General features: G+C 37.9%; 15 protein-coding genes. 7 read left to right on the top strand and 8 right to left on the bottom strand.

Going from position 1 to position 15,664, the window contains the following annotated elements:
- Window positions 1-13: 13 nt before the first annotated feature.
- The 4 genes from H9565_RS13120 to H9565_RS13105 all read right to left on the bottom strand — a co-directional run bounded on the left by H9565_RS13120 (window position 14) and on the right by H9565_RS13105 (window position 4,366).
- Window positions 14-1,567, bottom strand: a complete 1,554-nt coding sequence (locus H9565_RS13120) for a DEAD/DEAH box helicase (protein WP_215440347.1) — start codon at window positions 1,565-1,567, stop codon at window positions 14-16.
- A gap of 221 nt (window positions 1,568-1,788) precedes the next feature.
- Complete coding sequence (locus tag H9565_RS13115; RefSeq protein ID WP_215440346.1) at window positions 1,789-2,628, bottom strand: DUF4437 domain-containing protein; 840 nt, start codon at window positions 2,626-2,628, stop codon at window positions 1,789-1,791.
- 28 nt (window positions 2,629-2,656) lie between these two features.
- Window positions 2,657-3,664, bottom strand: a complete 1,008-nt coding sequence (locus H9565_RS13110; RefSeq protein ID WP_215440345.1) for a zinc-binding alcohol dehydrogenase family protein — start codon at window positions 3,662-3,664, stop codon at window positions 2,657-2,659.
- Window positions 3,665-3,691: 27 nt separating this feature from the next.
- Window positions 3,692-4,366: an NAD(P)H-dependent oxidoreductase gene (locus H9565_RS13105; RefSeq protein ID WP_215440344.1), complete on the bottom strand. Its 675-nt coding sequence runs from the start codon at window positions 4,364-4,366 to the stop codon at window positions 3,692-3,694.
- A gap of 426 nt (window positions 4,367-4,792) precedes the next feature.
- Here H9565_RS13105 and H9565_RS13100 point away from each other — a divergent pair, with 426 nt between their 5' ends.
- A complete protein-coding gene (locus H9565_RS13100) occupies window positions 4,793-5,689 on the top strand; it encodes an AraC family transcriptional regulator (RefSeq protein ID WP_215440343.1) in 897 nt (298 codons plus the stop codon).
- Window positions 5,690-5,699: 10 nt separating this feature from the next.
- Here H9565_RS13100 and H9565_RS13095 read toward each other — a convergent pair whose 3' ends face one another.
- Entirely contained in the window at window positions 5,700-6,287 is a 588-nt protein-coding gene (locus H9565_RS13095) for a thioredoxin family protein (RefSeq protein WP_215440342.1), read from the bottom strand.
- 562 nt (window positions 6,288-6,849) lie between these two features.
- Entirely contained in the window at window positions 6,850-7,734 is an 885-nt protein-coding gene (locus H9565_RS13090; RefSeq protein ID WP_215440341.1) for a LysR substrate-binding domain-containing protein, read from the bottom strand.
- A gap of 115 nt (window positions 7,735-7,849) precedes the next feature.
- On the opposite strand from H9565_RS13090, the gene H9565_RS13085 reads away from it, so the two are divergent.
- On the top strand, window positions 7,850-9,310 hold the full coding sequence (locus tag H9565_RS13085) for a pyridoxal phosphate-dependent decarboxylase family protein (RefSeq protein ID WP_215440340.1): 1,461 nt from the start codon (window positions 7,850-7,852) through the stop codon (window positions 9,308-9,310).
- A gap of 11 nt (window positions 9,311-9,321) precedes the next feature.
- On the opposite strand, the gene H9565_RS13080 is transcribed toward H9565_RS13085, so the two are convergent.
- Complete coding sequence (locus H9565_RS13080; protein WP_215440339.1) at window positions 9,322-10,536, bottom strand: GAF domain-containing sensor histidine kinase; 1,215 nt, start codon at window positions 10,534-10,536, stop codon at window positions 9,322-9,324.
- Between the two features lie 237 nt (window positions 10,537-10,773).
- Here H9565_RS13080 and H9565_RS13075 point away from each other — a divergent pair, with 237 nt between their 5' ends.
- Window positions 10,774-11,535 carry a DUF481 domain-containing protein gene (locus tag H9565_RS13075; protein ID WP_215440338.1) on the top strand — a complete coding sequence of 254 codons (762 nt, stop codon included), beginning with the start codon at window positions 10,774-10,776 and terminating at the stop codon, window positions 11,533-11,535.
- A 10-nt stretch (window positions 11,536-11,545) separates the two neighbouring features.
- On the opposite strand, the gene H9565_RS13070 is transcribed toward H9565_RS13075, so the two are convergent.
- Window positions 11,546-12,022 (bottom strand): GAF domain-containing protein, encoded by a 477-nt coding sequence (locus H9565_RS13070; protein WP_215440337.1) that lies wholly within the window; start codon window positions 12,020-12,022, stop codon window positions 11,546-11,548.
- Window positions 12,023-12,208: 186 nt separating this feature from the next.
- On the opposite strand from H9565_RS13070, the gene H9565_RS13065 reads away from it, so the two are divergent.
- Genes H9565_RS13065 through H9565_RS13050 form a run of 4 tightly spaced genes read left to right on the top strand, consistent with a single transcriptional unit; the run spans window position 12,209 to window position 15,652 of the window.
- Window positions 12,209-12,787: a TetR/AcrR family transcriptional regulator gene (locus tag H9565_RS13065; protein ID WP_215440336.1), complete on the top strand. Its 579-nt coding sequence runs from the start codon at window positions 12,209-12,211 to the stop codon at window positions 12,785-12,787.
- Window positions 12,788-12,815: 28 nt separating this feature from the next.
- Window positions 12,816-13,448: a nitroreductase family protein gene (locus H9565_RS13060; RefSeq protein WP_215440335.1), complete on the top strand. Its 633-nt coding sequence runs from the start codon at window positions 12,816-12,818 to the stop codon at window positions 13,446-13,448.
- A gap of 18 nt (window positions 13,449-13,466) precedes the next feature.
- Entirely contained in the window at window positions 13,467-14,462 is a 996-nt protein-coding gene (locus H9565_RS13055) for an NADP-dependent oxidoreductase (protein WP_215440334.1), read from the top strand.
- 29 nt (window positions 14,463-14,491) lie between these two features.
- Window positions 14,492-15,652 carry an iron-containing alcohol dehydrogenase gene (locus H9565_RS13050; protein WP_215440696.1) on the top strand — a complete coding sequence of 387 codons (1,161 nt, stop codon included), beginning with the start codon at window positions 14,492-14,494 and terminating at the stop codon, window positions 15,650-15,652.
- Window positions 15,653-15,664: the final 12 nt, after the last annotated feature.

Raw genomic sequence — 15,664 nt, 5'->3', positions numbered from 1 at the left:
ATCTTAAACTAAATTAATCTTCTGGCGGATGACCATGAATTTGTTCAAAAACGGAATCAAAGTTTTCCCGAAGATATGTGTTCAGCTTTTTCTGATAATCCAGTTTTAGCCAGCTTATAAAATTATAGGTGCTTTTACTTATACATTTGCTATATACCTGTATCCTATTATCTATATCTCCTTTAAGTAATTTTGCTAGGGCAAGAGCGTCGTATAAATCCTCACTGTTTTCTATGCAGATGTAAGCATGTTGCTCGATGGATTTTTCCAGTACCACTTTAGAAGATTGCCCCGAAAAGGTGGCATCTTTATATAAAGCCTTAATATCTAAATAAGTGTCTTTGGATTTTGAAAATTCAGATTTAATGTCATCTGCCAACTCATGTTTAAAACTACCTTCAATTTCCTCATCATCCTTAATACGGTCTATATAGAAATTAGGCGATTTAAAAATAGCCTCCCAATCTAAGTCCGCACCCCATGGGCCAAAACGATAAATATTATTACCAAGATCAATTACGGTAAATTTGGATTTGTTGTTCAATACTCGTGAACCTCTACCGATCATTTGGTAATACAATGTTAAAGATTTTGTGGCCCTGTTAAGGATAATGGTATCTATAGTGGGTTCATCAAAACCAGTGGTTAGAATACTTACGGATGTTAATATGGCATCCGGAGTATCATGAAACCATTTTAAAATTTGTTTTCGTTGTTTTTTTGTGGCAGTATTATCCAAATGCATAATGGGCAATCCCGCATTTCTAAAAGTATGATATACCTGAATTGAAGTTTCAATACCATTGTTGAATATCAACGTCTTTTTCCCTTTGGAATGCTTGGTATAAGCTTCCAGCAGTTTGTTCAACATAGACGGACTTGTATACAGGTCCGCAGAAGATTTAACCGTGTAATCCCCGTTGGAACCTACTTCCAAAGAAGTCAATCCCATATCATACTGAAAAGTTTCCGCCCTGGCCAAAAAGTCGTTTTCTATTAAGTTTTCTATGGATTCCCCAGGAATTAACTCATCGTAATTGCTATTCATGGGTAAGTCCTTATTGGAACTCAAAGGTGTTGCTGTTACCCCAAGAACAAAAGAATTTTCAAAAAACTTGAACAGTTTTGTAAAGGAATTATAATGGGCCTCATCTACAATGACCAAACCAACATCAGAGATATCCAATATACCATCATTAAGCCTATTATTTAAGGTTTCCACCATGGCCACATAGCAGTTATAACGTTCTTGGTCGTCTAGATTGGCCTTACTGTTGACTACTTTATTTATCACCCCAAAACTAGTAAGCATTTTTGAGGTCTGATTACAAAGTTCTACACGATGGGTCATCACCAAGACCTTTTTTGAGTGATTTTTAAGGTATTGACGGACTATTTCCGAGAAAATAACAGTCTTTCCGCCTCCAGTAGGTAATTGATACAATAAGTGGTAGTCATCTCTTTCATTATCGAATTTTTCGAATATTCGACTAATGGCACCTTGCTGGTAACTATATAGTTCTTTATCCGTTTTCTTTTCCTGTATTTCAAATAAGGGCTCTTTCATTATATCTTTTTCTAAAGCATGCAAAGGTAAAACCTTCATTAACTTATTGCTAATATATCGTCAGGCTTTCCATAAACAATTCACTTTATTCGTCGTAAATAATAAAAACCCGTTCAAAGTAATTTGAGTGTGACCTAGAATTGGACGTAACTCATAAATTTGCTTTGATTCTATTTTAACCCAATACTCCTAGGGATGTAAAAAGTATATCCCTTTCATCATTATTTAACTTCAAAATCACCGTTACTTCTTATATACAGCACTGTTTCCTTTTCTGTTGAAATAAAAGAAATCGCATTCTCTTCTGCACCAAAATAAGAGCCAGGTTGTAAATCAGCTTTAGCGTTTTTTTTAGAAAACTGATGTGTTAATCCTCCGGAAATTATAACCGCTCTAAAGTTTGGACTCAAATTTTTTATGCTTCCGTTGAAGCCTGCAGGCAATTTTAATAGCGTGGCACGTAATTGATTTTCTTTGTGACTTCCCCATAAAAATGCGGTTTCTACATTGCTCTTTTCAGAAACCCATTGGATGTCGTTAGCATTTAACCAAACCAAGTTTGTTTTATCAACATTTACAGGTCTTTCGCCATTATCAAAAGCTTCTGATGTTGGTTTTACCAAATACGGACCTTCTTGAATGTCTAAAAAAGCTAAATTTTCTTCACCGTCAGCAGCGGTAATATGCGCTTCTCCCGCTGGCTGTTGCCAATAAGAACCTGCTGGTAGCCATTGTTTTTCTGCATTTTCATCATCATTATGTAACAATCCCTTAATTACTACACCTCTATAAGTTATATTGTGAATATGTGGTGGTGACGAAAATCCTTTTTTGAATTTCACCAAAAATCCCGCTGGTTCGTTTTTAGTTCTATTGCCCCAAAGTTTTCCTGCAGCCGGACTTTTATCGCCTCGTAATGGGTTTAACCAGCCCCATTCTACATTATCTGCGGTTACCACTTCATTTACAGACTTAATGTCGTCTGTTGTTGGTGTTTGTGCAGTTATCTTGTTACTTGCAAATACAGCCGTTACAGCTAAAATTGATAATATATTTTTCATTTTGCTTAATTTATTTGACTCATAGAGTCTAAAATCCTTCTAAAACAATTTTACCTTTTGCTTTTCCTGTCTCTAAGAAAGCATGAGCTTTTCTAAGATTTTCAGCATTTATTGCTCCAAAGTTTTCTCCCAATGTGGTTCTTACTGTTCCGTTGTCTATAAGCTCAGAAACTTCGTTTAAGATATTGTGTTGCTCTATCATATCATCGGTCTGGAACATAGAGCGCGTAAACATTAACTCAATGTGTGTAGAAACCGCTTTACCTTTAAAAGGCATCACGTTTAATGATTTTGGGTCATCTATAAATCCGAATTTCCCTTGTGGTTTAATCAGTTTAGCAATTTCATCTACGTGATGTTCCGTAGCATTTAAACTCACCACATACTCTGGTGCTGGCAAGTGGTATTTTTCAAATTCATCACTAAGCTTATTTCTGTGATTAATTACCGTATCTGCACCCAATTCTTTTAACCACGAAGTTGTTTCTTCTCTAGAAGCGGTACCAATAATATTCAATTTTGTAAGCTTTTTAGCCAGTTGTACCAAAATAGAACCCACGCCACCAGCAGCACCAATAACCAAAATAGATTTGTTGGCTTCATCTTTAGAAACCTCTAGTCTATGAAACAGCATTTCGTAAGCTGTAAGGGTGGTTAATGGTAAGGCAGCGGCTTCTGCAAACGATAAACTTGCAGGTTTTTTACCTACAATACGTTCATCAACCAACTGATATTGGGCATTACTACCTTGCCGGTTTAAATCACCAGCATACCAAACTTCATCACCTACTTTAAAAAGAGATACATCTTCTCCCACTTCCTTAACAACACCTGTAGCATCCCAACCAATAACACTCCATTCTCCATCTGAAGCTGGTCTATTGGCTCTAATTTTATAATCTACAGGGTTTACAGAAATGGCTTTTACTTCAACTAAAATATCTTTACCAGTTGCTCTAGGCGTTACTACTTCTATGTCTTGAAGCGAATTAACATCTGTTGCCGGAAGATTTTCTTTATATCCTATTGCTTTCATAAATGTGATTTTTAAGTGAACTTGTCCTTACTTCCAAGTTACAATGTCATCAAAATCTCTTCTAGATTTAGGAAACTCTGGGTCAGCTTTTCTATATCCAAAGGCGGCCATAAAAGCTAGTCCGTATTTATCGGTATCAATTCCAAATTTCTCTTGTAATAAAGCCTCTGCTTTTTCTTGATGAAATCCTTCAATTGGGCAAGAATCTATGCCTGTTAATGTCGCTGATGTCATCATATTACCCAATGCGATATAGGTTTGCTTAGAAGACCAATCGAATAACTTTTTATCAGTATCCAGATTAAAATCGCGCTCTTGAAATTCCCTGTAAAATTTAGAATACATTTCTATAACTTCGGCAGGCATTTGTTTTACCTCTTTCATCATATGCTCTATATAAGGGGCATTATGCTTTACCATAGGCGCTTTCATTGCCAAACCTAAAACAAAGTGGCTGGCAGTATCTAATTTTAAAGGTGCGCCCCAAGCAACAGGTTTTAAAAGCTCTCTTAACTCTTTATCTTGCACCACCACAAAATGCCAAGGTTCAAAACCAAATGAACTGGGCGATAAATGTGCCGTTTCTAAGATAAATTTCATATCCGCATCAGAAATGGTTTTGTTAGCATCAAATTCCTTAGTAGCGTGTCTATAATTAAAAGCGTTCAGTATGTCTTCTTTGGCAATGTTAGGTGTGCTCATTTTATATATTTTATGTCTGTTGTTTTGTTGATGCAAATTTAAGTGTGTACCTCGTTCATTTTAGAGTATAATAAAAGGGGATGTTGGTAAAAACCGAGGTTTTGGAGCTCAAAAGCCTTAAAATTTCCTTAATTCCGTTGTCTAAATTCAAGATTAGCTGAAGAAAATAGTAGATTACTTCTTCAATTATTTAGGTCACGGTCATCTCTTTAATCATGGACTTTTCCTAGCCTAAATACATTTTGAATGCTCAGTTTACAAGTATTCATTATACATGGAAATGAAACCTAAGTTAGCTAGTGTGATACCACAATCCGTTTTTCACTCGATTTAACCTGAACAATATGTATTTTTAAAGGTTATTTAAGTTAAAGTCAATGACCGTGTGGGCACAATTTTGTATTTTTGAAGTAGATAGCGTATGTTATGCAAATACTAGAAGCAAAAAAACCTTTTGAAATACAAGAAATTGAATTAATAGAGTGGAAACAACGGCCTGTTAAGAATAATTTTTTTGAACTAGTTCTCATTAGAGATGGTGAAGGTACACAGTGCATTAACTATAACCATCACAGCTACAGCAAGGGAAGTATCTTTTTACTTCCACCATTAAGATGTCATTCTTTTACCATTGAAAAACCTACAAAATTTGTATTTCTAAAGTTTACAGACTCTTTTTTTAAAAGCGGAAAACGAAACTCGGAAGAAAGGAATGAATGGTTTAAAGAAGCTTCTTACATCCTTAGTAATTACAATCAATTACCCGGCGATATTATTAAAAGTGAGATGGACAGGCAGCACCTGTCTATTTTGACAACCATGATTTTACAGGAGTCCATGACCTACAGAAACGAATCCATCGCCTTGGTTAAAGGTCTAATGGTATGTATTATGGAAATCCTCGTTAGAAACATTAAGGCGGGCAACTTTTATGAAATACTAAAGAACAATACTGATGATCGCATAAATAAAATGCTAACCTATATCAATGAACATATAGACCAACCGGAATTACTGAAAGTTGGGAATTTGGCAGAGGTTTTCATGATGTCCCCTACCTATGTAAGTGAATTTTTCAAGAAACAAGTAAATATGTCGCTTCGGGAATACATCATTAAAGGAAAATTGAAACTTGTAGAAATACGTTTGTTGAATTCCGATTACACACTTACCCAGATAGCAGATGACCTAGGTTTTACAGATGTAAGCCATTTATCCAAAACCTTCAAACGTTACTCAGGTACTTCTTTACGCCAGTTTAAAAATAATGGAGAATATATGTTGCTAAAACGAACCGATTGCTCCGCTACCACTACAGTTTAAACTTGTGGTTTTAGTAATACATTTCTAAGTTCTTTCTAGGCACTCCTCGTTTCCATGCAATACTAGAACCCATGCTCGGATATTGGTTGGAGTCTACTTCCTCTCCAGCTAATATTGCATCCAAGGCAGCGGAAAGGTCTGCTCCGGTAGCTGGTTGAATGTTGGGTCGGGTCATATCAAAGCGGCCGGTATAAACACAGGCCAAATCACTATCAAAAACAAATAAATCAAGATTGCATTCCGCTCCATAACTTATTGCTGCATCTTGGTATTCGTCATAGAGGTAAGGAAACGGGTATTTATGATAGTTGGCCATTTGTGCCATAAATACAGGGGCATCTTGGGGAAATTGCTTTATATCATTACTGCTTATTGCAATAAATTGTACCCCTTGGGCTTGATATTTATTGGCAACCTCTACAAGTTTTGGGTTTATGTGATGTACATAGCTGCAGTGGTTACAGATAAAAAAAATAACTGTAGCTACATCAGATTTTAGTTTGTCCAAAGTTAATACCTTACCTGATACGGTATCACGCAACTTAAAGTCTGGGGCTCTTTTCCCCAATTCCATCATGCTTGAAAGTACAAATGCCATGGTTTCATTTTTAGCGGGGTTAATATCCATTAATTTTACTCACTGATAAATTCTGAATTACAGTTCTAATCGGGTCGGTTCAAATACTATATGTAACCTCAATTCCGATAAAGAACTTTTAAACGAATTTTTGATGAGAAGAGAGGACACTAAACTACACCCCTCGTTCCACCCTATTAAGGTAGAAATTTTTATGAGGAAAAATTGTACTTTTAAAGGTTTTATGCAATATTTTTCGGTATGCTATGCTATGTTACCTATAAAAATGAGAGGTATTTGTGTATTTAATGCCTATTCGTTAATTAAACTAGGCATTATTTCCTTTTTTTATACAAAATTGTAGTAAAACTGATAAGATATCAATGTAACAAAAAGTTTTAATTCCTAATCCCGCAGTTTAAATTCAAATAAGTGTTGTAAAAATTACAATTTGTCAATATTTTAACAATAACGATTCTAATATTAGGCGAATGAACGGTAGCACAGAGAAGAGTTTTCCCAAAAACATGCTAGTAATGCAAGGAAAGTGAATGGTAAACCAGGATTTTTAACTCCACAATTTTTAAGAAGTTTTAGAGGTATCATGTAAAAGTGTGAACAGTTTTGGATGTTCAACTTCAAGTTTCGGATTCCAAATCATAGTTAATTGTGCTTTCTGAGGTGTATCATCCAATTCATAAAAATCAATAGGCAGGTTTAATCCGCGAAGCGAGGAAATTGGCTCCAACGAAACTCCCATACCAGCCTCTATCAATCGTATACTAGTACTGACAGAATCTGTTTCATGTACCACGTTAGGTATAAAGCCGGCATTGGTGCAGATAGATTCAATAATGTTCACATAGTTAGGTCCATCTGTTTTTGAAGGAAATATAAAAGGTTCTTTGGCAAACATCGAGAACCCTTTCTTTTGTAACCGGTCTATATCAAAACCTTTGGGCACCAATACCGCATAATTATCTATATGCAAAACTTTACTCTTTAACCCTGTTGGGACAAGGGGATTGGTGGCAAAACCAATATCCAATTCACCGGATTGCAAACGTATATATTGGTCACGGTTGTTAAGCTCTTTCAATATAGTCTTCATGCCCGGTAGATTTTCCCGAATGCTAATGAGAATTTCCGGCAGAATGGACTGCATTACGGAATGGGTAAAACCTATCTTTAGTTCCCCCACCTCTCCATTGTGAATTTGATGGGTTCGTTTTAAAATGAATTCATACTGAAGTAATAGCTTCTCCATTTCAGGAATAAAATAGTTTCCCGCATTCGTCAACTCTACGTTCCGTTTGTTTCGTTTGAACAATGGCGCCTGAATAGCCTCTTCCAGTTGTTTTATTTTCCGGCTCAAGGCGGGCTGAACAATATGTAACGCTTCTGCCGTCTTAGTAAAGTTTAACTTCTTGGAGAGCAGTACGGCGCTACGTATGTGTTGTAAATCCATTTCAGTAATACATATTTGTTATGAATTCATCAAAATTAAGTATTTATATTTATAAGTAAAGATATCTAGCTTTGTGTGGAATAAAGGATGATGTTGAACCTTAAAGCTATTCATAATGACCAATGATCAAAGTCTTACAAATGTTTATGACGCGGAGAAATTTAGAGCGGTAGGAAAAGAACTGATCGATGTCCTTGCCAACCACTTGGGAAATTTGCAAAGCCAGGAAACCAAAACGGTCTATCCAAATAATGCTCCGGAAGACGAGCTACAGTTCTGGGAGAACGATCTTCAACAACCTTCCGACCCCATAACCACTTTAACCACATTGCTCCAAAGGTCTCAACAAACACAGCACCCTAAATACATGGGGCACCAGACCGCTGTGCCCGCACCTATAACCGCTTTAACAGGACTGGTAACGGATTTAATCAATAATAGTACGGGAGTGTATGAAATGGGACCGGTTTCAAATGCTATGGAGCGGGTAGTAACAGATTTTACGGCCAAGAAAATAGGTTATGGAGATTTAGCTTCGGGCCTTATGACTTCCGGGGGAAGTTTGGGAAACCTTACCGCCTTACTAGCCGCTAGAAAAGATAAAGCACCACAGAACGTTTGGGAAGAAGGCCATAATGAAAAATTAGCGGTAATGGTTTCCGATGAAGCGCATTATTGTATTGATCGATCGGCACGGATTTTAGGTTTGGGCGATAGCGGAATCATAAAAATTCCTGTAGACGAGAACTTTAAAATTCGGACAGACCTTCTCCCTCAATACTTGGAAGAAGCAAAGAAAAAAGGACTTCATGTTTTCTGTATAATAGGATGCGCCGGATCTACCGCAACCGGTTCCTATGACGATTTGGAAGCTCTGGCAACTTTCAGTGAAGCTAATAATATCTGGTTACACGTAGATGGCGCACACGGTGGAGCGGTCGTGTTTTCTGAAAAATATAAGGGACTGACCAAGGGAATAGAAAAAGCGGACTCCGTTGTCATTGATTTTCACAAAATGTTGATGACACCGGTACTGAGCACCGCCCTATTGTTTAGACAAGGAAACAAAATTTACAGGACTTTTGCCCAAAGAGCACAATACTTGTGGGATTCTCCCGAAACCGAAGAATGGTATAATTCCGCTAAACGTACTTTTGAGTGCAGCAAACCTTTTCTTTCGGCAAAAGTATATGTACTCCTGAAAACGTACGGTAACGATATCTTTGAAAAAAATGTAGATCGACTCTATGATTCGGCACAGGTTTTATCGGAACTTATTACGGAAAAACCCAATTTTGAACTGGTACACGAACCGAAATCCAATATTGTAAATTTCAGGTACATTCCAAGTAACAAAATAAACAACACGGAACTGAACGGGTTAAATGGTGAAATACGGAAGCAATTGATCGCTTCGGGAAAATTCTATATTGTACAGACTACAATTAATGGCGAACGCACTTTGCGATGTTCCGTTATGAACCCGTTAACTTCTAAAAGAGATTTTATTGAATTGTTGGATGAAATTGAAAAATTAGCTTTTTCAATACCTGTAGCCACTCCCGCTATGGCTTAGCGAACAATTAGTTATAGTGGTAGGTATATCTTAAAAATGGCAAAATGGTCCGGTTTGCCTATCGCTATAATTTTTCCATTGTGGTTTTCTACAATACGCCTTACAATAGAGAGTCCTATTCCTGTAGATTTATCGTTCTCCTTGCTTTTTAGACGTTGAAATATGTCGAATATTTTCTCACTGTATTGCTGGTCAAAACCCATACCATTATCCTTAACTGTGATTTCGCAATACATTTTAGCTTCCTCTAGACCTTGAACACCAAAAGACTGGCCCAAACCTTGCTTACTATCCACCTCGATCAGCAGCGGTCTTTTATCACTTCTAAAGCTCAAACTGTTGGCAAAGAGATTATAAAAGAGTTGCTCCATTTGAATGGGAACAATATTTAACGTGCACAAATCATTGGTATTAATAATAGCGTTGGATTCTTCCAACTGTGTACTTAACCTGGCTTTTGCCCGATTTACAAGAACATTTAAATCTAGTTCCTTAAAACTTTTAGGCTTAAACTCCGTCTCAGAATACGTTAAAAGGTCATTAAGAATGTTGCGCATTCTTGTGGCCGCCTTTTTAATCGACTTAAAATATTTTTTCCCTTTCTCCGAAAGATTCTTTTCTTCTTTCTTTTCTAACGTACTCGTTAGAATCTGGATTTTACGTAACGGCTCTTGCAAATCATGACTGGAAATAAAATCATAGGTAGCAAGTTCAACATCCTTTTTCTTTATTGCAGTATCTTGCCTACGCATGGTCTCTAGGGCATCTAGATGAAAAGCGATCAATTCCGTAAACATAGAGAACATAGCTATAATTTCTGGGTTGTTCACCTTGTTCGGTTTAGGATCCAGTGCACAAAGTGTCCCAAAAAACTCGCCGTTCTTTCTAACAATAGGTACGGAAATATAGCTTTGAAAACCATACTGCGCAGGTATAGGATGGTTATGATATACTTTATCCTTTTCCACGTGGTCTATAACTACCAGTTTATCGCTCTCACGCACCTGCTTACAAAAAGTAGTTTCTATTTCAAGTTCATCACCTACGGAAAGCCCAAAGGGTATGGCATCTAAAACCCCACAAGTTACCCATGTTTCATCGGTTACTCTGGCAATGGCCGCAAAGCCCATACCTGTAGCCCTGCAAACCACATCTAAAATAGTGGGCACAATGCTAATGGATTGGATATCTTCAATATCTTTCTGTAATGCACCTACTATTTCCATACGTATCTCTAGTCAAAACTTAACATTATGCTTCTCTAACTTGGGTTTCACAAAGGATTACGACAAGCGTAGAAACAAGGAATTCCAAACCGATTTATACCAATAATACGATTTTACTTTAATTTTTTTCTCTGGAAACCCATTTTTTTTCTTTGAAATTAATCTGTAAAGCACCTAAATTCCCTATATCACATAGAAATTAGATAGTTTTGCAGCTGAAAAAAAATCACTTGCCGCATGAAACAACTTTTACCCATAAGCATAGCCCTTCTTTTCTTTTATAGTTCTAGTGCCCAATTGGTAAATATTGAATCTAAACGAATGCAGAAAGATTCCGTTCGTTTTGCCTTAAAGAGCGATTTGCTTTTTAACTATACGGACAATAATGGGGCTTACATTCTTCAGGTAGGTTCCAATCTAACCACACAGATAAAATCCAAAGACCTTAAGAAAATATTCTTTTTCATAGGCAACTATAACCTTATTAGAAGTAAGGACGAAGATTTTCAAAACTCTTACTTCTTTCATGTTAGGTACAATCAAAAAATAACGGACCTATTTAGGTTGGAAGCTTTTATTCAAAACCAGAACAATACTTTGCTCACCATACGCAACAGGAGCTTGGTGGGCGCTGGTGTACGCTTAAAATTAGTTTCGGAAGATAATGCCAAAGTCTATTTTGGTAATGCCTACATGTACGAAATTGAAATTGAAAAAGATACCGAGGTACAGTTCAACAATCACCGGAACAGTAGCTACCTTTCCGCCACTTACGCCTTTCCCAAAACGGGACTTGACTTTACGGGAACCTTGTACTTTCAGCCCTTATACCGTTATATAGCCAACCATCGCGTATTAAGTCAGCTTAAAGCAGAAATGCCCTTATCGGGACACTTAAGCATTTCTGCCTTATATAATTATTCGTATAGCAGCTTTTCGACCTCTACCGAAAGTGACCGTTCATCTAACTTAAAGTTGGGATTGACATTTTCCCTCTAAAAGAACAAACCTAACCTACCAAGGCCTTGCTCATAGCTTCTCCAATTTTAAGCAAACTATTGCGCTCGTCTTCCGTAAAATCATAGGGCACCGGTTTGGCTATGCCCAAGGTACCGTATAATTTTCCGTCAAGTAACATGGGCGCGGCAATGGAACCCTCTACTTTGGTTTCTTTGGCAGCAGGACGGGCAACACCGGAATCATCTGTCTGTAAATTACACATTTCTACGGCTTCTTTACGCTCTGCCGCAATACCTGCCATTCCTTTGCCTATGGGGATTGTAGATAGTTTAGGTATTAAAAATGGAGGAATGCCTTTCTGAGCTTGTAATTGTAATAGTTCTGTTTTTTGATCTAAGAAATGGAGGGTTCCCGTGCTACAGTCAAAAACGCTAATTACATTTTCCAATATTTGCTGCCAATCTATGGTAGGCTGCTTTAGGTCTGTTAAAATACGGTCTACGGTCAATTCTTGCTTATCACTCATATTCTTGATGTTTACTAAATGGATGGTTTGTCTCCTTAAAGTTTCTTAGGCCAGACCGGCCTGCATACAAATCTACTAAAGTAATCCCTAGATAGTCCCACCCTATTGACATTGAAAAACTAAACCTTTGTTAAAAAAGAATGAACGTTCATTTTTATTCTTATCTTTGTACCAGAATTAGAAACAATGGCAGAATTAACAAAGAGTCAAATTAAGAGAAATGCGCTGGTCAAAGCTACAATTGAATTGGTGAACAATAGTGGTTTTCACGCCGCACCAATGTCCAAAATAGCTAAAATGGCCAATGTATCGCCTGCTACAATATACCTCTACTTTGAGAACAAACAGGATTTGGTAAACAAGGTATACATAGAGGTAAAAGCAGCTTTTACAGATTACGCGTTTGCTACCTATGACCCCAATATGGAGGTTGAGGAAGGCTTTGAGGTTATATGGAAACGTATTGCCGATTTTAAGCTAAAGGAATGCGAAGAAGCAATGTTCTTGGCACAGTGCGACAATACGCCTATGATAGACGAGCAAAGTCGAGAAGAAGGGATTAGGCACTTACAACCCCTGTTGGATTTGTGGGAGCGCGGTAAGAAGGAAGGCAAGATTAAGCCGTTATCGGATTACATCTTGTATGCCTACTCCATCAATCCTTTATCCTTCTTGATGATTACCCAAAAAAGAGGACGTTTTCAACTGAACGAAGACCACTTGGAAGAGGCCTATCAATCTGCCTGGAACAGTATAAAAATATAAACACAATCATTTTAAACACAGCATACAAATGGAATTACTTGATAAATTAAATTGGAGATACGCTACAAAAGCAATGAACGGCGAAACCGTACCACAGGAAAAAGTGGACCGTATTTTAGAAGCGGCCCGCCTTGCCCCTACTTCTAGTGGATTGCAACCTTTTGAAATTATAGTGGTAACCAATCAAGAGTTAAAGGAAAAAATAAAGCCAGTGGCTTGGAACCAATCCGTGATTACAGATTCATCTCACTTATTGATATTTGCTGCTTGGGATAATTATACCGAGGAACGCATCAATAAGATGTTTGACCTTACCAATGAAATTCGTGGTTTTAAAAATGAGGGTTGGGAAAATTACAGACAACAACTATTGGGTATGTACCCACAACGTGACCCGGAAGTGAACTTCCAGCATGCCGCAAGACAAGCCTACATAGCATTTGCCGAAGCCCTTACCGCTGCCGCTTTTGAAGGAGTAGACTCCACGCCAATGGAAGGTTTTGACCCAGATGCCGTAGATGAAATTCTTGGTCTTAGGGCAAAAGGATTGCGTAGTTGTGTTTTACTGCCGATTGGTTATAGAAAAACGGAAGAAGATTGGCTGGCCAATTTGGTCAAGGTAAGAAAGAGCACAGAAGATTTAGTTACCGTAATGGACTAATTACAAAAAGAGAATACTATGAAAACTATTTTATTAAAAAATAGACCTAAAGGGAAACCTTCGGTTTCAGATTTTGAATTTATAGAGGATGACTCTTCTTTAGAAATCAAAGACGGAGAGTTGCTTTTGGAGACAGCATACGTTTCAGTAGACCCTTATTTAAGAGGAAGAATGAACGATGCCAAATCGTATGTGGCTCCTTTTGAATTGAACAAACCCGTGCATTCAGGTATTGTAGCAAAAGTTATAGCATCTAAGCACAACGAGTTTAAGGAGGGAGATTACCTTGCGGGCACCCTGGATTGGAAAACCCAACAGGTTTCCAATGGAGAAGGCCTTACTATAGTTGATGCGGACAAAGCGCCGTTGAGTGCCTATTTGGGTATTCTGGGAATGACCGGTTTAACGGCCTATTTAGGACTCAACGAAATTGGGAAACCTAAAAAAGGGGAAACCTTAGTGGTTTCCGGTGCGGCCGGTGCCGTAGGTAGTGTGGTAGGCCAAATTGGTAAAATACTGGGGCTTCATGTTGTTGGTATTGCAGGTAGTGATGAGAAGGTAGAGATGCTAAAATCTAAATTCGGTTTTGATGAGGGCATCAATTACAATACTACTGAAGATATGACTGCGGCCATTGCCAAAGCAGCACCAAACGGAGTAGATGTTTATTTTGATAACGTGGGCGGTCCTATTTCGGATGCGGTGTTATTCAATATAAATCATTTTGCAAGGATGGTTATTTGTGGTGCTATATCGGTATACAACAATACAGAACTACCTAAGAGTGTAAGCGTGCAACCCTTTTTAGTGAGGAACAGTGCACTTATGCAAGGGTTTATTGTTTTCAATTATCAGGAAAAATACCCTGAGGCGCTTCAACAACTATCAACTTGGTTGGCCGAAGGTAAATTGACCTATAGCGAAACTATAGTAGAAGGTTTTGAAAATATCCCTCAAGCCTTTATCGATTTGTTCGATGGAAAAAACAAGGGAAAAATGGTCGTTAAAATATAATGACCGAAGTAAAAAAAAGAAAAGAAACTATGACAAATTTTGAATTTAAGAATCCTACCAAAATTATTTTTGGAAAAGATACGATTAAGAAAATAACGGAAGAAATTCCTTCTGATGCCAAAGTATTATTGCTTTACGGTGGTGGAAGTATCAAAAAGAACGGTATTTATGACCAAGTTAAAAAAGCATTATCCAATGCTGATTTGGTTGAATTTGGTGGTATACCTGCCAACCCGGAATATGCAGTTCTTATGAATGCTCTAAAGGTGATCAAAGAAGAGAATATTACCTATTTGCTAGCTGTTGGTGGTGGTTCGGTTATTGACGGAACCAAGTTTTTATCGGCCGCTGCGGTTTATGAAGGTGATGAGCCATGGGACTTTGTAAAGAAAAGAGAGCCTATTAAAAAAGGAATGCCTTTTGGAACGGTCTTGACGTTGCCGGCTACTGGTTCAGAGATGAATTCGGGAACGGTAATTTCCAGAAAAGAGACCCAGGAAAAATTAGCTTTTGGAGGTCCTGCCCTATTCCCACAGTTTTCGGTATTGGATCCCCAGGTAATTACTTCTATTCCAGAAAGACAGTTAGTAAACGGTATCACTGATGCCTTTACTCATGTTCTTGAGCAATATATGACGTATCCGGCGGGCGGACTTTTACAAGACCGTTTTGCAGAAAGTATTTTACAGACTCTTATTGAGATTGCTCCTAGAGTAATTAAAGACCCTAGTAATTATGAGGCGGCGTCCAACTTTATGTGGAGCTGTACCATGGCACTAAACGGACTTATCCAACAAGGTGTTCCGGGTGACTGGGCCGTTCACATGATGGGCCATGAGCTTACCGCAATGTACGGAATTGATCATGCCAGAACTTTGGCGGTAGTTGCGCCAAGTCATTACAAATACAACTTTGAATCTAAAAAGGAGAAATTGGCTCAATATGGCAAACGTGTCTGGAATATTACCGAAGGTAGTATAGATGACAAGGCGTATGCCGCTATTGAAAAAACGGAAGCCTTCTTTAAGGAGTTGGGCATTGACACCAAACTATCCGATTATACTTCCGAGTATGAGGGTACAGGTGAAAAAATTGCGCAACGCTTTACCGATCGTGGCTGGAAAGGTCTTGGCGAGCGCCAGGCGTTAACCCCACAGGATGCCGAGAAGATCGTAAAAATGACATATTAATAAATAGAACTT

The organism is Zobellia russellii, assembly GCF_018728565.1.
GTDB lineage: Bacteria > Bacteroidota > Bacteroidia > Flavobacteriales > Flavobacteriaceae > Zobellia > Zobellia russellii.
The sequence above is the reverse complement of the archived record's forward strand: the minus strand, read 5'-3'. Positions and strand labels throughout refer to the sequence as shown.